At 35.4% G+C, this 23,188-nt stretch carries 22 protein-coding genes; 6 read left to right on the forward strand and 16 right to left on the reverse strand.

Annotated features, from left to right (window positions below):
• Positions 1-396: 396 nt before the first annotated feature.
• From EKG35_RS15910 to EKG35_RS15925, 4 genes are all read right to left on the reverse strand, one after another.
• Positions 397-1,116 carry a WecB/TagA/CpsF family glycosyltransferase gene (locus tag EKG35_RS15910; protein ID WP_126295526.1) on the reverse strand — a complete coding sequence of 240 codons (720 nt, stop codon included), beginning with the start codon at positions 1,114-1,116 and terminating at the stop codon, positions 397-399.
• A gap of 223 nt (positions 1,117-1,339) precedes the next feature.
• A complete protein-coding gene (locus EKG35_RS15915) occupies positions 1,340-2,611 on the reverse strand; it encodes a nucleotide sugar dehydrogenase (protein ID WP_126295527.1) in 1,272 nt (423 codons plus the stop codon).
• A gap of 742 nt (positions 2,612-3,353) precedes the next feature.
• Positions 3,354-3,815 (reverse strand): IDEAL domain-containing protein, encoded by a 462-nt coding sequence (locus EKG35_RS15920; protein ID WP_126295528.1) that lies wholly within the window; start codon positions 3,813-3,815, stop codon positions 3,354-3,356.
• A gap of 231 nt (positions 3,816-4,046) precedes the next feature.
• Positions 4,047-4,385: a hypothetical protein gene (locus EKG35_RS15925; RefSeq protein WP_126295529.1), complete on the reverse strand. Its 339-nt coding sequence runs from the start codon at positions 4,383-4,385 to the stop codon at positions 4,047-4,049.
• A 165-nt stretch (positions 4,386-4,550) separates the two neighbouring features.
• Here EKG35_RS15925 and EKG35_RS15930 point away from each other — a divergent pair, with 165 nt between their 5' ends.
• Together EKG35_RS15930 and EKG35_RS15935 are read left to right on the forward strand one after the other, a co-directional pair.
• On the forward strand, positions 4,551-5,018 hold the full coding sequence (locus EKG35_RS15930) for a helix-turn-helix domain-containing protein (RefSeq protein WP_126295530.1): 468 nt from the start codon (positions 4,551-4,553) through the stop codon (positions 5,016-5,018).
• 191 nt (positions 5,019-5,209) lie between these two features.
• Positions 5,210-6,844: an S-layer homology domain-containing protein gene (locus EKG35_RS15935; RefSeq protein ID WP_126295531.1), complete on the forward strand. Its 1,635-nt coding sequence runs from the start codon at positions 5,210-5,212 to the stop codon at positions 6,842-6,844.
• 860 nt (positions 6,845-7,704) lie between these two features.
• Here the strand turns inward: EKG35_RS15935 and EKG35_RS15940 are convergent.
• Positions 7,705-8,727, reverse strand: a complete 1,023-nt coding sequence (locus EKG35_RS15940; protein WP_126295532.1) for a lipoprotein — start codon at positions 8,725-8,727, stop codon at positions 7,705-7,707.
• 364 nt (positions 8,728-9,091) lie between these two features.
• Here EKG35_RS15940 and EKG35_RS15945 point away from each other — a divergent pair, with 364 nt between their 5' ends.
• Positions 9,092-10,687 (forward strand): hypothetical protein, encoded by a 1,596-nt coding sequence (locus EKG35_RS15945; protein WP_126295533.1) that lies wholly within the window; start codon positions 9,092-9,094, stop codon positions 10,685-10,687.
• Positions 10,684-13,524, forward strand: a complete 2,841-nt coding sequence (locus EKG35_RS15950) for a DEAD/DEAH box helicase (RefSeq protein WP_126295534.1) — start codon at positions 10,684-10,686, stop codon at positions 13,522-13,524. Before EKG35_RS15945 ends, EKG35_RS15950 begins: the two co-directional genes overlap by 4 nt.
• A 378-nt stretch (positions 13,525-13,902) precedes the next feature.
• Here EKG35_RS15950 and EKG35_RS15955 read toward each other — a convergent pair whose 3' ends face one another.
• Positions 13,903-14,310 carry a single-stranded DNA-binding protein gene (locus EKG35_RS15955; RefSeq protein ID WP_126295535.1) on the reverse strand — a complete coding sequence of 136 codons (408 nt, stop codon included), beginning with the start codon at positions 14,308-14,310 and terminating at the stop codon, positions 13,903-13,905.
• Between the two features lie 254 nt (positions 14,311-14,564).
• Between EKG35_RS15955 and EKG35_RS15960 the strand changes: the two genes are divergently transcribed.
• On the forward strand, positions 14,565-14,993 hold the full coding sequence (locus tag EKG35_RS15960; RefSeq protein WP_342774124.1) for a YwpF family protein: 429 nt from the start codon (positions 14,565-14,567) through the stop codon (positions 14,991-14,993).
• Between the two features lie 107 nt (positions 14,994-15,100).
• Here EKG35_RS15960 and EKG35_RS15965 read toward each other — a convergent pair whose 3' ends face one another.
• The 10 genes from EKG35_RS15965 to spoIID form a co-directional block, all read right to left on the reverse strand.
• Positions 15,101-15,529: a hypothetical protein gene (locus EKG35_RS15965; protein WP_126295536.1), complete on the reverse strand. Its 429-nt coding sequence runs from the start codon at positions 15,527-15,529 to the stop codon at positions 15,101-15,103.
• A gap of 194 nt (positions 15,530-15,723) precedes the next feature.
• Positions 15,724-16,113, reverse strand: a complete 390-nt coding sequence (locus EKG35_RS15970; protein ID WP_126295537.1) for a hypothetical protein — start codon at positions 16,111-16,113, stop codon at positions 15,724-15,726.
• Positions 16,114-16,247: 134 nt separating this feature from the next.
• Positions 16,248-16,685, reverse strand: a complete 438-nt coding sequence (gene fabZ / locus EKG35_RS15975; protein ID WP_126295538.1) for a 3-hydroxyacyl-ACP dehydratase FabZ — start codon at positions 16,683-16,685, stop codon at positions 16,248-16,250.
• 147 nt (positions 16,686-16,832) lie between these two features.
• Positions 16,833-17,099: a DNA-directed RNA polymerase subunit beta gene (locus EKG35_RS15980; protein ID WP_126295539.1), complete on the reverse strand. Its 267-nt coding sequence runs from the start codon at positions 17,097-17,099 to the stop codon at positions 16,833-16,835.
• Between the two features lie 44 nt (positions 17,100-17,143).
• Positions 17,144-17,980 (reverse strand): flagellar hook-basal body protein, encoded by an 837-nt coding sequence (locus tag EKG35_RS15985; protein ID WP_126295540.1) that lies wholly within the window; start codon positions 17,978-17,980, stop codon positions 17,144-17,146.
• A 24-nt stretch (positions 17,981-18,004) separates the two neighbouring features.
• Entirely contained in the window at positions 18,005-18,841 is an 837-nt protein-coding gene (locus tag EKG35_RS15990) for a flagellar hook-basal body protein (protein ID WP_126295541.1), read from the reverse strand.
• Between the two features lie 69 nt (positions 18,842-18,910).
• The gene (gene mreB, locus EKG35_RS15995; RefSeq protein WP_126295542.1) at positions 18,911-19,909 is read right to left on the reverse strand and encodes a rod shape-determining protein; all 999 of its coding nucleotides are present in this window, start codon (positions 19,907-19,909) and stop codon (positions 18,911-18,913) included.
• 223 nt (positions 19,910-20,132) lie between these two features.
• On the reverse strand, positions 20,133-20,387 hold the full coding sequence (locus EKG35_RS16000; RefSeq protein ID WP_126295543.1) for a sporulation transcriptional regulator SpoIIID: 255 nt from the start codon (positions 20,385-20,387) through the stop codon (positions 20,133-20,135).
• A 276-nt stretch (positions 20,388-20,663) separates the two neighbouring features.
• The gene (locus EKG35_RS16005) at positions 20,664-21,320 is read right to left on the reverse strand and encodes a M23 family metallopeptidase (protein ID WP_126295544.1); all 657 of its coding nucleotides are present in this window, start codon (positions 21,318-21,320) and stop codon (positions 20,664-20,666) included.
• Between the two features lie 70 nt (positions 21,321-21,390).
• Positions 21,391-22,350: a stage II sporulation protein D gene (spoIID, locus tag EKG35_RS16010; RefSeq protein WP_126295545.1), complete on the reverse strand. Its 960-nt coding sequence runs from the start codon at positions 22,348-22,350 to the stop codon at positions 21,391-21,393.
• Between the two features lie 133 nt (positions 22,351-22,483).
• Here spoIID and EKG35_RS16015 point away from each other — a divergent pair, with 133 nt between their 5' ends.
• Positions 22,484-22,957, forward strand: a complete 474-nt coding sequence (locus tag EKG35_RS16015; RefSeq protein WP_126295546.1) for a hypothetical protein — start codon at positions 22,484-22,486, stop codon at positions 22,955-22,957.
• Positions 22,958-23,188: the final 231 nt, after the last annotated feature.

The raw sequence follows: 23,188 nt of genomic DNA on the forward strand, positions 1-23,188 counted from the left end.
TTCATTTGCACGTATCACCTTTCATTGCTTGTTTCTAGACAATTCAAGTATATAGAAATCGGTGATTACGTGCTTTTTTATTTATGAAATTTTTTCAAACCCCAACAAATATTATAGAGCCTCTTTTAATAGCCCAAAAAAGAAGGTCTAAGCAAATTTGCTTAGACCTTCTTTTCGGGCTACCAACCGTTTCCTTGCAGGGAAAATATATTGCTATATATCATAGAGAAAATCTTACTACTGACTACATTGTAACATCAGAGTAATAAAAGAACAATAAAATATTACAAAGATTACAAAATTATTTTTACATGCATAAATTTGGGCAAAAATGTTTTATCTTCTAAAGTAATGTCTGGTTTTCTTACCATTATAATGCACGAGCTGTAATTTATTCTACTTCTTTTTCGATCCGCGCGCTACCTCTAGTAAAAACAAGGGCAGTGCCATTTGGCGTTTAATGCGCTTTGGTTCTTTCATTAATCGGTAAAACCATTCCATACCTACTTTTTGGAACGCTTCTGGCGCACGCTTTACGGTACCAGCTAAAACGTCAAATGAACCACCAACACCTTGATAGATTGTAGGGTGCAGATGATCTCGATTAGCGTTTATCCAGTTTTCCTGTTTCGGGCTGCCCATTGCAACAAATAAAATATCTGGCTTTGCTTCATTTATTTTAGCAATGACTTTATCATTATCTTTTTCATAGCCGTCTTGTGTACCTGCAATTACAATTCCTGGGTAAAGTTCCTTTAGTTTCTCTGCTGCTTTATCTGCTACTCCAGGTTTACCACCGTATAAAAAGATTGGCTTTTGTTGTTTTGCAGATTCAGCGCATAGGCGCATCATCATATCAACGCCTGTAACCCGCTCTGTAATTTGGCCCTTTTGAATTTTAGACGCAAGGATAACGCCAATGCCATCAGGAATTTGAATTTCTGCTTCATTTAATAATTTTTTCAGAGCAGGGTCTTCTTTTGCTTTTATAATTTTCTCAGGATTGATGGCGACGATTAATGATTTTTCTTTCTTCTCAATTCGATTAAAAATATCCGTAATTAGTTCATCATAGTTTTCTGTATTAACATTAATTCCAAGTACTGTTTCTTTCATATTCTCAACCGTCCTTAAGAAAAGCGCAAACGCCCTGGTCAGCCCCGACAAGCGCTGGAGGGACCTGACGAGTGTGCTCGCACACGTGGGAAGGTACCGAAGCGACCTCGAGGGGCTGGGCGTTGGAGCTAGACATTATTCACTTTTATACTATTATCAGTAAAAAATTGGCAGCGTGCTAATTACAGTGCACACTGCCATTTTATTTTTATTTCGAAGCTTATTATTTATTCTTCGCATCTCCAAGTAAATGGAATTGGAAGCCAGCTTCTTGCCATGATTCGCGGTTTAAGCAGTTTTTCGTATCAAACACAATTTTATTTTGTGTAGAAATTGTTAACGGATTATATGCTTTGAATTCGTTATGATCTGTTAACACTAAGATAATATTTGCATCCTTCGTTGCTTCTTCTAAACTTTGAGTTTGAGTTTCGTGTTTGTTTTCTTTAATATGTGGATCGTATGATACTACTTCTAATCCAAGGTGTTGAAGTTCTTCGATTACTTCTGTTGATGGGCTTTCTCGCATATCATCAACGTTTCCTTTGAAAGCAAGACCTAATACAGCAACTTTACCGCCAGCAATTTTGTTGCGATTTAAAATTGCTTGTGTTTTTTGAGCTGTAAATTTAGGCATACTATCGTTTGTATTGCGGGACATATTGATAATTTGTGCCTTTTCTCCACCAAGCTCTACTAAGAACCATGGATCTACTGCGATACAGTGTCCCCCAACCCCAGGACCTGGGAAGTGAACATTTACACGTGGATGGAAGTTTGCAAATTTAATTGCTTCCCAAATGTTCACATCTAGTAAATCTGCCATTTTTGCAAGCTCATTTGCAAATGCAATGTTTACATCACGATATGTGTTTTCCATTACTTTTACAAGCTCTGCAGTTGTCGCATCTGTTAGGTGAATTTGTCCTTTCACAAATGTTTCGTAAAGCTCTTTTGTTAATTCTGCTGATTTGCGATTAATACCGCCAACAATACGATCGTTGTTTACAAGCTCTTCGAAAATACGTCCTGGAATTACACGTTCAGGAGAGTGTGACACGTAAATATCTGTTCCGATTTCTAAGCCTGTTTTAACTAGTTCTGGAATCATAATGCGTTCTACTGTTTTTGGTGGAACAGTTGATTCTAAAATTACTAAGTTTCCTTTTTTTACATAAGGAACAATTGATGCTGTTGCTTGACGTACATATTCTAAGTTTGCTGTTTTATCAGGATTAATTGGTGATGGCACTGCAACAATAAATACGTCTGCTTCTACAGGCGTAGTAGATGCTGTTAGGAATCCTTCATCTACCGCTTTATTTAGGCGCTCTTGCAAGCCGTTTTCTTCAATGTGTAATTGTTTTTCTTGAATGCTTCTCACAGCTGCTGGATTCACATCGACTCCATGTACTTTTACGCCGTGGTTTGCAAACATAACTGCTGTTGGTAATCCAATATATCCTAACCCAACAACACAAACTGTCTTTGTCATAATTTTCGTTACTTCCTTTCAACTTCGAGAACGAGTGTCTATTTTATTTGTTTTTCGACTAGTTTCTTTTAAGAATACCCATGTACACTTTATCTCATGCTTGAGCTGGTTTGATAAGTATGATTGGGCCGATAATAAGTATCATTCTTAAAAGCCTGTCCAAAATTTATATTTTGCATATGAAACTTTTGAATTTTATTCAATCACGGTATAGTATACAACTTTCCTTTCACTGTGTGAATTAATTTCGTATTTTAATAGAAATTAAGGAAGTTAAATTTCAAAATTTTTGTAGCGATTTAGTCAGTATTTCTGAATTCATATTGCATTTTATAGATTGAATCTGTCTCTACTCTACACATTTTTTATTACAATTCCATTGCATAACGTTTTCTTTTTAATGAATTATCGACTCATACTATGGAAATGCATTCTTAACGCAGTACCTTACCTTTGAATAACTTTTTAAATCTAAAATATGTTTACTAGTTTTATTTTTTGGTAATACTAGGTTTAAAAAGGGCTTTTATTTTTAAAGGAGGGAGAATGATGAAGGAATCGAAGCGTTTGACTTTAACGAAAGAGGATTGGCTCTTTGGTATTATTGGCTGCGGGATAGTTTTAGCAATAATTCAAGTTTTCCTGGCCTATTAAATAGGCTTCTTTTTTCCAAAAACTCTATAAAACGAAAGCACCCCCGATTTATATTCAAATCGTGGTGCTTGCTTAAACATAAAATAACTCATTTCATTTTTGCTTTTTGCTCTAACAACTCATAGAAACGCTTTTCATCTCTTTGTTCTAATGCTTCATCAATTAACCGTTCAAAGTTTACCTCTTCCATCTTTCGGATCATCTTTTGCACATCGGACTCCTCTTCCTTAGGCACCAAATTGACCGTTTCTTCGCTGGATGAGGCTTTTTCTAAAATCGGTGATAAATGCTCATGTACATTTGAAATGAGCAGCAGCTGGTAGAGTGGCAAGCGAATAAAACGATTGCCGCGCTGGAACACAAAGATTTCAGAAAGGTTTTCGATTTGCTTCGTATCAAGATTAATGACCATTTCCTTCCCCTCTACCGGTACAAAATGAAACAGTTCGTCATCCTTAACAATCGAAAAATATTGATAAGCAAACACTAAACGAAGGGTTTTTCCCGTCACTTTTGTGTAAAAGGGTTTCATAAATTGCACTTGTATCATACAATCCCTCCTAAAATGGAAGCTTTCTTGCTTTCCCAATTTCGATACAAAACATAGTTGAAAGCGATTTCATTATATATTCTTGAAGTAAGTCGCTTGAAAATAAGAAATTTATTTATATCATACGAACTTCACACCATATTAATGATATAGTCTCCATACTTTTCTTATTTCAAACTTCTTGTTTTGTACGAATTTTAGCGATATTTGTATTATTTTGTAAGCTGCTCTTTATTTTTGATTTGGTCTTTTACGATAGCGTGTCAAAAGGAAAACTTGTGATGATGGAGAGGTTTGTATAGTAAGTGATTCCAATATGTTTAAAATAGCATTAGGGTTTACTTCTTTTAAAGATATATGTAACTTCCCTTTTTCAAAGTCAAAAATTAATTTTTCATAGGAGTAGCCATTGATTTCGATTTTACCAATTTCCTCGTAGCGATTAATTGAAGAATATTGAAGGCGTCGTTTCTTTTTAGGGTCGTTCAAAATTGTTAGTGTCCATTGAAATGCAGAGTTGCCTAATTGATAATTGCTCGTTTGCGGTATAGAAATTTCAAACATTACCATTGTCATTCCCCCATTTCATTTTACCTATTTCCTTTTTTTACAATTTATTGTAATAATTTTCCGAACCCTTTTCCTCTTTCCCCCCGGAGCGAAATATTTTACACTTATAATATAATAATTTCCCAATTTTGGATTAGGAATGAAATGCAGTGAGGCGGTGATGTTATGAACTTTGGCGAGCACTTAAGAGAATACCGTGAAGAAGAATTAAATATTACACAGGGCGAAGCAGCTTATCGACTTAAATTAGTTCCAAATACTTACTCAAACTATGAAAGGTGTCAACGTCCAATTCCTATTGATCTGCTGCCAAAAATTAAAGAAACGTTTAACATCCCAGATGAACAATTTTTAGATATGCTCCTCGATCGACCGCGCAACAAAAAGAAATTATCAGTAGAAGCTTTAACAATGCAAACTAAAGATTTGCGTGAACGTTACATCATAAGCTTCGGCGAATCCTATTTTGAGCTGCTTCAAGAATCTCCAGAGCTTCGGCAGCTGCTAGGATTCATCAAGGCACAAGATGCAAAAAAACGTCGCCTATTTCTAAACGCTATAAAGTCCATTTTGTTAGTATATGATGATGCACTTAGTAAAGGCGGTTCTGAATTAAATAAAGAAGAAAATTAACTTTTGCCTCCTATGCGAAAGTACTTTGAATAGGAGGCTTTTTTGAATGGTCATTTACTTAGTATTGAAAAGAGGATTGGGGGTTTTCAAGACTATGTTTCCAAAAAAATATAATATTACTAATTTCTTTTAACAAAGCCAAAATAATTATAGAATGGAACTAGGTCTAAATTAATTTTGGAGGATTTAATATGAAAACTAAGAAAAGTGGTAAGAACTTGTTTACAGCAGCTGCTGCTCTTACAGTGATTGCTTCAACGGTTACTCCAGGTGTAGCAAGTGCAGCCCAATTTTCAGATATACAAGGAACTTCACTTGAAGGAATAACAACCGAGCTAGTAGATATGGGAATAATTAGCGGTTATCCAGATGGAACATTCAAACCGAATAAAGATTTAACACGCTCGGATGTAGTAAAGCTAATCGGTAAATATTTAATTGTAAATGGATACAAAATTCCATCAGACTATAAAACAAAGATGCGTTTTACAGATTTAACTTCAAATTCAAACGATGAGCTTCTTCAGTACGCTGCATTAGTAAAAGACGAAGGTATTTTTAATGGGGATAATGGTAAATTAAATCCATCAGATAAAATAACACGTGAAAATATGGCAGTTGTACTTGTAAATGTACTATCGACAATTCATCAATTTGACTATACGACGTACGTTGACAATCAATCTTTTAAAAATGAGGTAGTAGATTTATATAAAGCGAAGGAAAGTGCACGCCCAGCTATAAATGTTCTAGATTATTATGATATAACGAAAGTTGAGCTTTTCAACCCGAAAAAAATTGTAACACGTGTCCAATTTGCTCAATTTCTATACAATCTAACAAAAATAAAAGAACCGAATCTTTCCGTAACTCAAGTTGATGTCATTTCAAATAACCAACTATTAGTTACACTTTCTGATCAATCTACACACTATGTTACGCTTTCAAACCCATTAACCGAGAACGTACAAGAAACGGTAGAGTTCGAAATCGATGGTATTCAATATAAGGCGGTTGTTGAATATGAAAAAGAGGAAAATGAAGAGCCAACTACTAATCCTGATAACGGATCAACAGATGACGATACTAAAATATCAGATTATAAAGTAGAAAGCGATGCGCTTCTATTTGCAGTTACTTCAGATGGTAAATTTATCGAATCAGATGATGCAAATATCCAAGTATTCGGCTTAATTGGAGACAATGAAGTTGAACTCCCTAGCAGTGCATATAATATAACTACCGATAGTAAATATTTAACAATTGAAGGAAACCGTGTAACTGCAAATCCCGAAGCAATTGATGCTGATGGTATTTTAGAAAATGAAACAGATAAATATGAGGCTGAGATTCGTATAACTATTAATGAAACTGGTGAAACAATTACACATAGCATTACTATTTCTCGGGAAAATGTAAAGGCTAGCGGTAAATTCGAGCTGATTGATAAAAATTCATTAAGTGAAAAATTATTAAAAGATATCGAAATTGATATTTCAGAAAATGATTTGCAATTAACTACTAGTGATTTGTTCAGTGAAATACTAGAAGAAGGCTTCTTTGAAATCGAAGACCAATATGGCAATGAGCCCCTATCAATTAATGCTTCTACTGGTGAAGTAATCTTCTTTGATGGCTCCTCAGATTATATTAGACCAATTATATCTGAAGTTAATTCATCAAATGATGACGTTGTTATTTCTTCAAACGGCACTAGCAGCACAACGATTAAATTGGGTGAAAACGGTCTAACTGAAGGAGATTCATTCACTCTTACACTAACAATTGATGATGCATCTCAGTCGATTAGGGTTTATATTAGATAGTTGAACTAGCGGTAACTTTAAGGAAATTAGGATTTCAAATAGAATTTTTAGAGCATGTTTTGAGTGAAAATTTTTCAAAGCATGCTCTTTTTTTGCGGCATGTTTTAAGATTTGCATGCTTAGAGCATTATAGGGATTTTTACGCGGTTTTAGGTGATATTTATGAGGTTTGTCTCTTTTTTACGCGGTTTCAGGCTATATTTACGCGGTTTGCCTCTTTTTTACGCGGTTTTCGGAATTTTTACGTACTTTCGCAGATTTTTTACGCGGTTTGTATTTCTAAATTTATTTTAAGTTCTTATCTATGTTTTAAAGTCACTTCTTTTTAGTAGGTCTGTGACTTTTTACGCGGTTTCAGGCAATATTTACGCGCTTCTCGGGGTTTTTTACGCACTTTCGGGGTTTTTTTACGTGATTTGAATTTTTGGAGGTATTTTGCGTTCTTATTTATTTTTTAAAATAACTCTTCTTAGCATGTCTGAGATTTTTATACGCGGTTTGCTACTTTTTTCTTTAGCATTGAAATCACCCATTTCATAAGTTTTACTTTTCTGTAAACAAATTAAAAATAGATTAATTTCCAAGTATACAAAGGCAATACTTCCTGTTTTATGATTGAGGTGATTAATGAGGAGAAGTAACGAATATACACCTTGCAAAAGTGGAAACATAGGCTAGCCCTTAAATAACGTAGTCTTTTGGCTTTTGCTCGTAAAGAGAAGTACAAGGTACAAGTATGCATTATAATAATCAACAAAGCTAATAAACCACTTATTGGGAGAATAATTCTCAAAAACATTAAGAAAATATCAATTTAATAAAAGACTAGGTTATTTGAACCTAGCCTTTTGAAAAGTCCTTTACTGACCTCCTTGCTCTTGCCACTTTGGCAATTCTTCACCGAAGTTATCAAAAATTGTAGACATCCTGTTTACTAATGCTTCATTGTAATGTTGACCTAAAATAACATCAATGCTATTATTATCCGCCTCATATTTTGCGATCACATCTAGAGAATGCTCCAGAGTATCTTCCCATATTTTTTGACTTTCATCTAAAAGTGGCGAAACGCCATCAAAATATTTTAGGATAAGGTCCATATTTTTCTCATACATCTCTTTGTCTTCCAAAAGATTTTGCCTTAAATCGTAATTGCTTGTAAAATTATCCACACCGCCGTTATCTTGATAATAAATACTAACCATATTTTCGACTATACCTTTTACATGTACACCTAAATCTGTATATGTGGGTTGCTTAGCCTGTTCTTCTGCTGGTGGCTCCAATTCTTCTGATGGTTGAATTTCAACATTTGTCTCATGGATTTTCCATTGGCCATTGTCTTTTAAATAAGTTGTATCAACAGTCCCACCGTCTTGTAAAAATTTTGGTTCATAAGTTGAATGGAGAGTAAACTCATTTTCATTATGAATTGTTATATCAACAGAATCTGCTTCTTTAGCCATACTAACTGTAAACGGCTGATCACACGCTACACAATGATTTGTAATATAGTCATAGTAATAGGATTCAATGTATTCTTCCGTCATATAGGGTTTTAAGCGATTAGTTAAATCATCTGCGATTTCTACATAACTGAGTTCAGGGTTCATCGTATAGAAATAGTCAAAGTTTCCGTAGTAATACATATCAACAGAGCCAACTATTTGATTAATTAAGTACAGGTTATAGTGATCAATTTCAATAGCTTTTTCTAAAGTAATCTCCTCTAAAGCTTTTTCTTCTGTTTGTTCGTTTAAATTACTTTCTTCTGTTTTAATTTCTTTTTGTTCTGAAGCAGCTGAATTCGTCATCTCTTCCTTTTCACTACTGCAAGCACTTAATAAAAATAAAAGCCCGAGAATATATATTATTCTATTCATAATCTCCTCCTTAAAATGTTAAAACATTAGGCATAAACGATTGCTATTAAAGAGGGAAGCTGGTGTTTTACTCGCACCCTTGTATTTTATACGTAGAGTTTAATAAATTATGAAAGTCACCTAGGGCATATTTTTAATTTGTATTATATTCATCTAGGAAATTAAATGTACGTTCTTTTTCCCATTAAGGCTCCCTCATCAATTTGCTTACAAAACACTTCGTATCATTCACCAAAATATCTCCACCTTAAAAATCTCCATTCAAAAATTTATAAGCAATCTTTGAGCAGACACAATCCTTTTGCTTATCAATCCTTATATTTCAAGTTATAATGGAAGGACAGACTTTTTTAGGAGCGATGGTATGGGGTTATCAGTTTCATCACTTGCGCATGAACATAAAAATTTTATTTTAGAACAACTTGAACAAATTGAGCGGACGTTGCATCCTTCAGTGACCGAAGATGAAGAGCTTGTACGCCGCGCATTGTTTGCCGTGCGAAACAAATCGGTTGTGTTCGAACGCTACATCCCAACAACGAGCGTTTTATATACTGCTGTCCAAGATGTTCGCCCGACAGAAGTGACGGTTCACTTCAATAGTAATGTCATTCAATGCAGCTGTCCTCAACAAAATTGGTGTCGTCATAAGGTCAGTGTAGTTCTTTCACTCTTTCAGTACCTTGATTCTGTCCAAGACTGGTCGGCAAAATGGCGTGCAAAAAAGGGAGTCAACTTGCATTTATTAGCATCGGAGAGAACACCAGAAAACTGGCTTGGAATGGTCAATGAAGTCATGTCGCATTTATTGCCTGAAGGGCGTCAAATTGAGCAATTCCTCATTTCAAACATTACTGAAAATGCACTTAGTAAATTAAAAAAGCACTTGCCTTTTGAACGAGAATGGCAGCCGATATACAACCTTTTTATGGAAGTAGCTGTGCTTAATAAATTATGGCTACATATTTTTGAAACAGGTACGAATTTAAAAAATGATTACTTTGAATACTTTTTCGATAGAAGATTTGAAACAATTCAAAATTATGTACATGAAATCTCAGGAAAATCCCGTCTTTTTGCAACTGATCCTTTTTTTGATGTATTGCAATCATTAGTTCGAGAGCTTTTACTTGAACGAAAAGAGTATATTAGCAGAAGACTGAACTTATATTTATTATTTTGGGATACTATATTTATCGAAAGAAAACGGATTGAAGAGGAAAGTGATATAATTCAAAACCTTATTGAAAGTCCTTCGTCAAATCCAAATTTAAGTGAAGATGTTCCACTTCCAACAGTGCTCGCTCTTTTTCATATATTACTTAAAAACTACGATGAATTAAGAGAAATTTTAACTACAATTCGCCCAGAACAGTTAGATATTTATTTAGGTTTAGCGAAGTTTTCATTTTCACATAATGATGAAGTTGCTGGAGAAATGATTTTAAAGGCAACGGTTCCTTATTTAAATGAGTTTATAAATAACCACTTATTGCCTCAGCAACGTCAAATGTCAGTGCGTCATATTAATTTATTATTTGACAAAATTAAATTAACTGAACATGAGGAATTAATGCTATATTCAGCATTTGGAGTTTATGGAGTTCAGCCTTACTCAAATTATTTATTAAAAACAAAACGATATGAGGATTGGGCAGCTCTTCATCAATTATACCCATCATCCATTTCTTACTTAGAGACTTGTGGTTTAAAAGAAGTACTGGATGAGGCGCCAGAAGTAACCCTTCCACTTTATCATTACTATGCACTTGAAGAAGTGAAACAAAAATCACGTATGAATTACAAGCAAGCAGTTCGTATTTGGAAAATGATGAAGTCCGCAGCAAAAAAGAGCGGTAAAACAAACTATTGGGCAGACTATATCCAAACTGTGCGTGAGCAATATAAACGTTTGAGAGCATTACAAGAAGAATTAGAGAAAGGAAATTTACTGGTATGACAGATATTCAATTTACAACACCATTTACGAAGTTACTTCGGTTAAAGCTCGATGAACAACAACCAGGTTTCTTTTCTGTTGCAGCAGTAAATGAAGATGGTTTGATTCTTCCTACCACGGACTGGTCGCATTATTTATTTTATCGCTATGAACCGAACTTTTATGGGTTAAATGGAACTATTGAAAATAATGAAATTAGATTGACAGTCTCAGAATTAATGGATTTATTTTCTCCAGCATACCAACATCCGTTTATTCAACAAACCGGAGCGGATGAACAATCAAAATTGCTCCTTTCTACCATAAATGCACTTCAGCTAGTTTGGAACAATAGTGCACTTTGGGATTATGCTGTCATACAAGAGGATGAAGGGACAGTCAATATAGCGTTTGATTTACCTGCACAATTTGCTGAAGATGAGTTTGTTCAAAAAGCCTATGGAAAATTTGAGGTTAAATTAGATGAGTGTGCTTCAATTCTTACTACTGCTGTTATACAAAAGCTAGCATTCGCTGGATTAACAGTAGGAGATATACCAGCCTTACTACCTTTCTTTAAAGATGGTGGTTGGCCATTGAATAAAGAGCGATCAGTCGGCAATGTAAAAGTTGCACTCCGATTAAGCGAGCCTGAAGATACATCATCAGAATGGCTTCTTGAAACAGTTTTAAGCTCGGTAAAAACGCCAAAACTTTGGACTCCTGCTGTTAGAAAACGTCGTTTGCCTATTGAACGGGCACTCCCTGATAAGTGGTTGCCGTTTGCAGATGATATTACTAATTTACAAAAACAAATGTTGGAATTAATGGATTTAAGCCATTCCAACGTTACATCTGATACATTTCTACACGTTACATTAGAAGAATCAGATATTCGAAAACTTTTACGGGATGACTTTGCAAAGCTTAGTGCACTTGGGTTTGAAGTTATCCTCCCTGCTTGGTTAAAAGAATTAAAACAAACAAAAATGCGAGTTCGTGTAAGTGCAAGTAATCAATCTCAACGTTCTGTCGCAGGCTTAGATGATATTTTATCATTTAAATGGCAGCTTTCAATTAATGGTGAGGAAATTAGTCCTGAAGAATTCCGAAAAATTGTAGATGAAAATCGTGAATTTATACAAATTGGCAATGAATGGTTCCGAATGGACGCAAATTGGATGAATGAAATTCGCGAGCTAATGGACCAAGCTGAAAAGGAAAACTGGACTGTTCGCGAATTATTGTTCCGTGAGCTTCCAGAAGAACTATCTGCCCCAGTTGAGGAAGAGGAAGATGACGAACGTGACGATCCTTTATTTGCATTTGAAATGCAGCGTTCATTAAAAGATTATGTAGATCAACTGCAGCATAAAAAAGGGCTGCCTCACATTTCAACACCGAAAAGCTTGCAAGCAGAGCTGCGACCTTATCAACAAGAAGGATTTGAATGGCTTGCTTTTATGCGTGAACAGCATTTTGGAGCTGTTTTAGCTGATGATATGGGGCTTGGTAAAACCGTTCAACTAATAAGCTATTTGCTTCATACGTATGACTCGTTAGGTGAACATCATCCAACATTAATTATTTGTCCTACGTCCGTTTTAGGAAATTGGCAAAAAGAATTATCTCGTTTTGCGCCAAACTTGAAAGTGCATACTCACTATAGCTCTTCTCGCCTAAAAGACGAAGCCTTTACTAACTTAATTGAGAGAGAGCAGCCAAAAGTGGTGTTATCTACTTACGGAACAATCTCACAAGATATTGAGTTTTTACAGTATATTGATTGGGCCACAGTAGCTTTAGACGAAGCCCAAAACATTAAAAATATGCAAACACTACAATCTCGTGCAATCCGTAAATTACAAGGAAAGCATCATATTGCCCTAACTGGAACTCCTATTGAAAATCGACTTTCTGAATTGTGGGCGATTTTTGATTTCATTCACAAAGGCTATTTAGGCAGCTTCGGAAAGTTTCAGGAACAATTTATTGTTCCGATTGAACGTGATGAATCTGAGCGACATAAACAAATTTTACGTTCTAAAATTCGTCCATTCTTGTTAAGACGTACTAAAAATGATCCAGATCTAATGCTTAATTTACCTGATAAGCAAGAAAAGAAAGAGTTTTGTGCTTTAACAAATGAACAGGCAGCACTTTACGAGGGGTATATTGAAGACACAATGGCTCAGCTAGAAACAATGACTGCTTTTGAGAAAAAAGGCCGGGTGCTGCAAATGCTTAGTAAGCTAAAGCAGCTATGTAATCACCCTGCGCTTTATTTAAAACAGCCATTTGATGATGCTAAAACTATGCTCAATCGCTCGGTAAAGCTAAAAAGAATTGTTGAACTAGCGGCAGAAATTGTTGAAAATGGAGAGCAATGTATTATTTTTACGCAGTATATTGGAATGGGACATTTACTTCAGCATTGTTTCTCAGAGCTTTATGACATCGATGTGCCTTTCTTAACGGGAAGCATGCCGAAGCAACAGCGTGACCGTTTAGTAGATGCATTCCAAGCCGGGGAATTTCCGATTTTCTTACTATCATTAAAGGCAGGCGGAACAGGATTAAATTTAACTGCGGCAAACCACGTATTACATGCAGATCGTTGGTGGAATCCAGCTGTTGAAAACCAAGCAACAGACCGCGCATATCGGATTGGTCAAACACAATTTGTTCAAGTGCATAAATTCATTACCATTGGTACCATTGAAGAAAAAATCGATAAAATGATTGAAATTAAATCAGCATTATCAGAAGAACTCATTCAATCAAGCAATTGGTTAACAGAGCTTCAAGAAGACGAATTGATGGATTTATTAATGTTGGATACTGCCGGAGTGAGATAATTGTTATAAAAAAGATGTTGCAGAAGTCTGTATTCCAAACTTTCTGGGCATCTTTCTTTATTTTTGAAAATATTTTTATATCAGGGTTTCATGCCTGTCGCTTCGCTTTCGGTACAGAAAAAGGGTCACCTCATTGAGGTGACCCTTTTTTGCGGTCTCGTTATCCTTTTTCACTTTTTTCCAAATTCTATATTCAGTTGTTAGTCCTCTACTTTGGAACCTTATAGATGGCAGGTACTTATGTAGAGTTAGGAGAAATGGGATCACTACTGTGCGGTCAGCAGCAGTGATGAATTTATCACCTCCTTTGCAAATAAACTTTTCCAAATTTGCATACCTAAGTACTCTTAAACAACTTCCACAAGAACTTCCCGTTTACTAAGGAACAGGTAATGCTTCATTTTTTTCAGGAAGTACAAAATGCTTTTCCACTTCCTGATTGACATTTTTATCACCTTGATCTGAACGGGATTTTAATGCATAAAATCGGACATCATCGACAACAACTTCGGTAGTATACACTTTCGAGTTTTCCTTATTGGTATAAGATCGTGATTGTAAACGTCCGTTAATTCCAATCAATGATCCTTTTCCGCAATATTGTACGATTCTCTCTGCAAGCCTTCCCCATGCAATGCAAAGAACAAAATCAGCATCAACATTACCTTGGCTATTTCGAAAGTTTCGATTAATTGCTAATACGAAGCTTGTTTGTAGTCGATTATCAGTTAGCGGTCTTAAAGCAGGATCTCTCGTTATTCGACCGACTAGTCCGACTTGATTCATTGAATCACCTCCTTCCATTTCCTTCGCCACTATCATAATTTGTAATACAAAAATTGGCAAAATCTGAAAAATAGAATGTTCTTCATTTTACTAGTTGAAATTTCTTTTTTCAACAAAGGTCAAATAACATATTTTTCCGTTAAATATAGAAATAGCAAGTAATAAGAGATTTTTAATTGATATAGGCAAATAATAAATTTCACATTTTTTCTATGTTATACTTAATATAACTAAATTCTGCAGGAGGATAGTGAATGATGAAGACTTTTAAAATGCTCTCGTTTGATTTGATAAGTGAAAATGGGGGACAAAATATACCAATAATCGACGGGATTGTTATAAACCAAGAAAATAGTCATAAATCTTGGATATTAGAGCTGTTTATTTCCAAGGAATATCAATCTACATTTCAAAAGTACAAAGCATCTGGTGAAGTGTTAGAAGTTCATGTCATCATTTCTTTTCCGGATAATGAACCTGCACCATTCAAAGTAATTGTAAGTGACATCCGTGAAATCGGGGATCGTATTACGGTTTTATTAAAAGGAACAATTATAACTCAACGAAATAAATACGCAGAACAGCTGCTAAAAATGTTGATAAATGAAAACTTGCCAAACGATGAATTGCTGCTGCGCTTTAAACAAGGCATGCGTGAACGTCCAAGATTGAAGGAATCGTAATTTTTTATTTTATAAGGCGGAGTATCAATAGTCTTTTCATAATAAAAATTACATCCATCAAAAGAAAAGAAATCACCTCAATTTTCATTATTGAGGTGATTTCTTTATTATTCATCCTGTGCGTCACGATCTTGGACATCTCTGTTGTCTTCAATGATGTCTTCTTGGTTATCGTTTAGGATGCGTTCATCGTTATTTTCTACTGTACCAGAAGCGCCGTTTTGTCCAGCACCGTTGCTATTGGAAGCATTATCATTGTCAACAGCACCATTATCGGCACCATTTGTTCCGTTTGTACCATTTAGATTGTCATCTCCATTTAGTACACCGTCATCAGTCCCGTTGTTGCCATTCGTTCCATTATCATTATCTAGAACGTCATTGACACCTTCTTCAACGTCATTGACACCTTGGTTGACATCTTCTTCTACCTCATCAACTACATTATTATCGTCAGCGGCGTCGTCATCATTCATATTACACCCAACTAGGAATGCTGAACCAAGCATGAAGGCGAATACGGACTTTTTCCACATAAAAAATGTTCCCTCCTTTCAAGTTTTACACTCCATCACATACGGATGTGATTATTTATAGAGTGCCCGACAAAGGAGGGAACTATCCTAAAAAAGACGAGTCTATTTTAGATTTTCTTCAATATCCTGACATGGAAGAAAAAATCCTTTTTGCGACTTTTATGCATCAAAGGATAATGTAATGAGACAGGGTCTTATTTATTATTTAACTTTTCTTTTAATAATTGTTCAATATATGCAGCCTCTGCTTTACAACCATACGTATAGCTTGTACCAAGTTGTTTTTGCAGCTTTTCAATTGAGTCAATTTGTTTTTTCGTCGGTTTTTCATTTAATACTTTTTCAATCGTTTCATCGATTTTTTTTGCAATCTCTTCATGGAACTCTGAGCTCACTAAAACATCTTGAGGAACTTTGTCAAACCAAGCAGCATTTTCAGTAAAATATTTTTGCCAGTTTGCTACAAAATCTTCCATCGAGAATTTTTCTTCATCCCAACCGATACTTGCTAAATATGATTCAAAAGACGTTGAGATGGATCTAGTGATGCTTATCTTTACGCCTGAAGATAACTGTTTATACATCTATTTTTTAACCTCCTACGTTTAAAAAGCAAAACAATACGTAAACCTAATCGAACCTTTTTATTTTATAACCTTCACTAATAAATTGCAAATTCATGGTTTTTATTAAATTTTATTAGTAAAGGATAAAAAACTTACTTCGGTTGAACAGGGCCAATTGCAAATAAAATATCCGCTTCACAAACAAGTTCGCCATCAACTGTAGCTACAGCATGGCCTCTCCCCATTGCACCGCGTAGTTTAACAAACTCTACTTCTAATTTTAATTGATCTCCAGGGATTACTTGACGTTTAAATCGGCAATTATCAATACCAGTTAAAAATGCAAGACGTCCTTTAAATTCTTCTGATTTTAATAATGCTACGCCGCCTACTTGCGCAAGCGCCTCAACAATAAGAACACCAGGCATTATTGGATAGCCGGGAAAATGTCCGTTAAAGAACTCTTCATTAATTGAAACGTTTTTGATACCCACTGCTCGTTTGCCTTCTTCGATTTCAATAATGCGATCCACTAATAAAAATGGATAGCGATGTGGTAAAATTTCTTGAATTTGATCAGCTGTTAACATTCACTTAAAACCCCCAAAATTTTTCAATATAAAAAAACAGTATAAAACTTCAACAATTGCTTAATTTAAATAGGGATAATCAAATACAGAAATTAGTTGCTCAAATCTAACTAGGCATTAGAGTGAGCAACTAATAACTTATACTATCTATTCTTTCCCATTTACTATATCTAATATGTGCTGCCATGTTTTCCATTTTAGAGCATCTAACGGCTCACCGTCTCCAATAACGCCATATCCAATCATCAGCCCTGCACATGCTGCAATGAAAAGTAAGAGAAGGATAAAAACTAATCTTAACCATATTGGAAATAGACGAAAACTCATCCAACGTATAGATGTTTCCTTTGTTTTATCGCTTCTTTTTTGTTTTCTTTCTTGAGGGACGGAATTGGTTTTTGTTTCATTTGTCATTCACTTTTCCCCCTTTTAAAACACTGCTTTTAGTTGCAACATATTTAACGAATTCCGTTAATTAATCCTAGCATTTGATCGGCAATTGAAATTGCACGTGAATTGAACTGATATGAACGCTGAGCATTAATTAAGTCTGTCATCTCTTTTGAAAGATCAACGTTTGACATTTCAAGCTTGCCCTTTGCAATTCCAATTTCATTTCGCGCAGCACCTTGTAAATTTGTTAACACGTCACCTTGATTATATCCTAACTCATTTAAATTCGCAGGCAAAGCAATATATGTACCTGAAACATGCTCCATAACTTGAGGCTTTTGAAGTTCTGTAACCCCTAATTCAAAGCTTAGTGTTTCACCATCTTCATAGTTGACTAATAACATTCCGTCATTTGTTAAGTTGAAGTTTTTCACATTGTCAGGGAAGTATATCGCTTGCCCGTTAGAATCTGCTACTGCATAGCCATCCCCATTTACAAGCATAACCTGTCCATTTGCAACTGGTGAAACGTAAAAGTCACCTTGGCGGGAGTACACGACTCGTTGACCATTTTCATCAGGCATAAGGATATTGAAATATTGTTTTTCTTTTGTAAATGCAAGATCTAAATCACGATCCGTGTTCTGTAAATTCCCTTGTGCATGGTTTGTTTGAATTTGACCTATTTTAGCACCAACGCCGTAACGAATTCCAACTGGTGATTGTCGGATTGTTGTATCCATTTCATCATTGTTAAATTGTTGATACAAAAGCTCAGAAAAACGGGCTTCTTTTGTTTTATACCCTACTGTGTTGCTGTTTGAAATGTTGTTGCTGATTGTATCAATCTGACTTTGCAGCTGATTTAATGTGTTGGTAGCTGTGATCATTGTACGAAGCATTTATAATCCTCCACTCTTAGGTGATTAAACTCTGCCGATTTCATTTACCGCCTTGTCCATGCTTTTGTCATATGCTTGAAGTACCTTTTGGTTCGCTTCAAACGCACGATAGGCTGTTAATAAATCTGTCATTGATTGTGCTGAATCTACATTTGAGCCTTCTAAATAGCTTTGTTGCATCGCAAAAGTAACGCCTTCTTGTCCGTAGGCAGTTGGAAGATTTTCACCATCAACTGTTCGGAACAAACCGTTATCTTGCTTTAACAGTTCGTCTGGATTTGCAGAGAAGGAAATTCCTAATGTTGCTACTTGCTGATTATTCACGTAAATATTTCCGTCTTGTGATAGTTGGAAATTATCATCTTGCAATTGAATCCGTTGCCCTGTATTAGATAATACATACAATCCTTGGCTATTCACTAAGTAACCGCGTCCATCTAATGTAAAGTTCCCATTTCGAGTATAGGCTTCTCCATCCTCAGGATGCTCTAGTCGGAAAAAAACTGTGCCTGTTTGACCAGATTCTTGGTCAATTGGCATTGTTCCATTAATTAGAGCAAAATCAGTTGTAAGACTCGTTTCATAGATTGATCCTTGTGTATAGTTCGCAAGGGTTTCTTGCAGGTACACGCCTGTATTTAATGCACCTATTGGATCATGATTTCGGATATTCAAGCCTTTTTCAGTTGGAATGTTTGTATCGCCGATTGCTGAAAGCAGCAAATCTGGAAATGAACGAATTGTAGATTGGTCTGCTTTAAAACCAGGTGTATTAGCATTTGCCATATTGTTTGTTAGTATTTCTGTTTTCCTTTGTTGTGCAATCATCCCTGTTGCAACAGTATAAAATCCTTTAAACAACCGAATTCACCTCTTTTTTAAATAAATCCTATTAAAACTCCGCCAAAGATTATTGAATTATGTGATTTTTTAAATTCTAGAACCAGGTGAACGATCAATATTATCCAGCATTAAGCCCGTACCAATTGCTACACAGTCCATTGGGTTGTCCGCTATAAAAACAGGTACTTTTAATTCGCGAATTAATAATTGATCCATTCCGTGCAATAACGCTCCACCGCCTGTAATAATTACTCCACGATCGATAATATCTGCTGATAACTCAGGAGGTGTTTTCTCTAATACATTTTTCGCAGATTGTACGATTAATGACACGGATTCATGTAATGCTTTTTCAATTTCAGATGAATGGATTGTAATTGTTCTTGGTAAACCTGTTACCATATCTCGGCCACGAATTTCCATCGATTCGTTGCGGCTGTCTGGGAAAACAGTTCCAATATTAATTTTGATTGATTCGGCTGTACGTTCACCGATTAATAGTTTGTATTCTTTTTTTATGTATTGCAAAATGTCGTTATCGAAAACGTCCCCTGCTACTTTGATTGATTCGCTTGTTACGATATCTCCCATAGAAAGGACTGCTACGTCTGTAGTACCGCCGCCGATATCAACTACCATGTTGCCGCTTGGCTGGAAAATGTCCATTCCTGCACCAATTGCAGCTACTTTTGGTTCTTCTTCTAAGTATACTTTCTTACCGCCGGATTTTTCAGCAGCTTCACGAATTGCTTTTTGTTCCACACTTGTGATATTTGTTGGACAGCAAATCAATATGCGTGGTTTTGAAAACATTCCTTTTAAGTCTAGTTTATTAATAAAATATTTTAACATCGCTTCTGTTACATCAAAATCTGCAATAACGCCATCTTTTAATGGACGTATCGCAACGATATTTCCAGGTGTTCTTCCTACCATTTGACGTGCTTCTTCACCTACAGCAAGTACTTTATTACTATTTTTATCGATTGCAACAACAGAAGGCTCGTTTAGTACAATTCCCTTTCCTTTTACATAAATAAGCACATTTGCTGTTCCTAAGTCGATACCAATGTCTTTAGACAACATTATATTTCTCCTTCCTGCTATTTCCAACTTTTTCACGTTCAAGTATCTTTTATCTTTATCTTGAATATTTTATCATATTCGAATATTAATTACATCTTAATTTGTTAAGCAAATTTCCTTATTTAAGGAATATAGGGTTATTTTTCTACCATTTTTAGTTCTACGACTTTATACATAGTAAAAAAGCATTTAGTTGACTTTTAAAGCCAAACTAAATGCTCTTTCAGTGTTGTCGGGACTGCCACTTTTTACGTGTCGCCTCGCCCCCCCGCAAATGACGGATTGATTTGTGATATGCTAAAATTTCTTTTACCTCATTTGCTAATTGTTCATTAACTAGGAATAGTCGTTCAGTTAAATCTTTATGGACTGTACTTTTCGAATAGCCCGTCATTTTCGCAAGGACACGAACCGTTTCACCCGTTTCAATAAGCAGCTCTCCAAGCCGAACGCAGCGATGCCTAATGTGCTCGTGCACGTTCTCTTCCTTTCTATCGGATATAAGAATGTGCCGTTTTGCTAACGAGAGGTGTTTTTTTCAACATGTACATATTGCGAGTGTTTCATTGAAATTTTTGCAACTAGCGATTTAAACGTTTATTCACAATATGAGATATTTCGGAAATTCAGAACCATTTTTAGTAAGAAAACTGCAAAAACGCCCATTAACCTCATTAAGACATTGAAACTCCTGCAAGGTTGCAAGTGAAGCTTAACGCTTTTGAGGATATGGACGTTTTCTTAAGCAACTAAATTAAAAAGCTAGGTAATTTCTTGGGTTTACATGTTCTCCATTTTCTAATACTTCAAAATGGAGGTGGATTCCAGCATTTGGATTCCATTCATTTTCAGTTGTAGTTGCTAATGGTTGACCTTGTACTACTGTATCTCCTTGTTTTACAAGGATATCTGTTACAGAGCTATATCGTGTCTCCATACCATTTGGGTGTGTGATTACAATTTGATTTCCAGTGAATGCATCAAGTTTTACTTCAGTAACTTCACCACTCATTGCAGCTAGTACTTCAAAAGGCTCGCCATTTACAGCTAGGGACACACCAGATGAGGTAGAGAATGTTTGGTTAAACACTAAAAGTGCATTTTCACGAGTTTCTGCATCAGCAGTTACATCGTAAAAGTCTTGTAATACTTCTACATTGTCTAATTGCTCTTCATTGAAAGGATATTTCAATGTTTCTACTTGAGCATTAGTTTCAATGACTGTTGACTCTTCAGAAGTATTTTCTTGTACAACTTCTTCCTCTTCTTCATCACCTATAATTGCATTATAACTGAAAATTAAACCGATTAGCACCACAGCAATTGCTGCATAGATCGACGGCCAAAACCACGGCTTTTTCTGCCAACTGTTTTTATTTGGAGAAGGTTTAAATTGTTTTTCTTCTCTCATGTTCATCACCTCTGATTGAAGTGTGAACAATATTTTACATTTCTAAACACATTTTGGAAAAAAATTTCTATTATTTACAACTTATTTTTTCAATACTTGTGTTTTTATAATAATGCTGCAATATTTCGTGTGCTGTTGCACCGTTGTCAGCCATGGCATCAGCGCCGTATTGACTCATTCCAACACCGTGGCCGTACCCTTCTGTAGTGACAACAATTTGTCCATTTTCGACATCTATTCTGAAGTCTGTCGAGCGCAGGTCTAGAAGTGTTCGAATTTCCCGTCCTGTCCACTCTTTATCCTGCATTGTAACTGTTTCTACCCTCCCTGTATCATTTCGTTTCAATCGTAAATTTTTAAAGTGATCGATTGTCCAATTTACATTCAATAGATGGTTCCATTCATTTAGGGTAAATACTTTTTCTGTTTCATAATTATCTGCATATTGGAAGTCTGAACTTGCTACTGACTGTAAATATGGAAGATCAGCTCCACTATAATTTTTTGCGCTTTCTGTCATTCCATTGCTCATCGAATGAAACATGGCAGTAATCAGTTCACCGTTGTAATTTATAATTTCCCCAGCCGTACTTTCAACTGCTTGTCTAACCTTCTTTTCGTATTCTTCGTAGGATGCTTCCCAATTTTCCTTTCTAGTATCGTCATCATAAAAAACTTGTTTCTCTACGGTTGGTTCAATTTGTTCTTGTCCAAAATTCGTAGTTTTTAAGACATATGTCCTTGCTGCAATGGCTTGTGCCTTTAATGCTTCGAGATTAAAATTTGCAGGCATTTCAGCAGCAACAACACCAATGACATATTCCTCAAGATCCATTGGTATGTCATTACCGCTGACAGTGATTGTAATTTCACATGCATTATCAACTATCTCGCGTGTTTCTGCAGCGGTTTGAGTATTATTTGGCTGCTCTGTTTGCCTAAAAACGAATGGGAAGAAAAAGAGTCCAGCAATAAAACAAAAAATTGATGCGACAATTAGTAAGGTTTTATAAGATTTTATTTTTTTCATACATATTACATATGATTTAGAGAGTGGAAATATTTCTAGATTGGTGAATTTTTTTGTTAAGTATGTGTTAATTGGAATTTAGGAGTGTTTTAAGTGGTTTGATAATTCCTTTGCGTAGATTCTTTTACGCGGTTTGTCTGTTTTTTTACGCGGTTTGCGGTACTTTTTACGTGGTTTCGCACTGCTTTTACGCGGTTTGATTAGTTTTTTACATGCTTTGATTTTTTTACGCGCTTTCTCTGCTTTTTTACGCGGTTTGCGGTACTTTTTACGCGGTTTCGCACTGCTTTTACGCGGTTTGATTAGTTTTTTACGTACTTTGATTTTTTTACGCGCTTTCTCTGCTTTTTTACGCGGTTTGCGGGACTTTTTACGCGGTTTCGCACTACTTTTACGCGGTTTGATTTGTTTTTTACGTGCTTTGATTTTTTTACGCGCTTTCTCTGCTTTTTTACGCGGTTTGCGGTACTTTTTACGCGGTTTCGCACTACTTTTACGCGGTTTGATTAGTTTTTTATGTGCTTTGATTTTATTATGCGCTTTCTCTGCTTTTTACGCGGTTTGCGGTACTTTTTACGCGGTTTCGCACTACTTTTACGCGGTTTGATTTGTTTTTTACGTGCTTTGATTTTTTTTGAGTTTATCTATTTTTTAGAAGTTTCATCTGTTATTTACGAACTTGATTTTTTTAAATTTCAACTCGACTTGATGCATTATTTATGGCTCTATAATATTTGTTGGGGTTTGAAAAAATTTCATAAATAAAAAAGCACGTAATCACCGATTTCTATATACTTGAATTGTCTAGAAACAAGCAATGAAAGGTGATACGTGCAAA

It is taken from the genome of Lysinibacillus telephonicus (genome assembly GCF_003966145.1).
GTDB classification, from domain to species: domain Bacteria; phylum Bacillota; class Bacilli; order Bacillales_A; family Planococcaceae; genus Ureibacillus; species Ureibacillus telephonicus.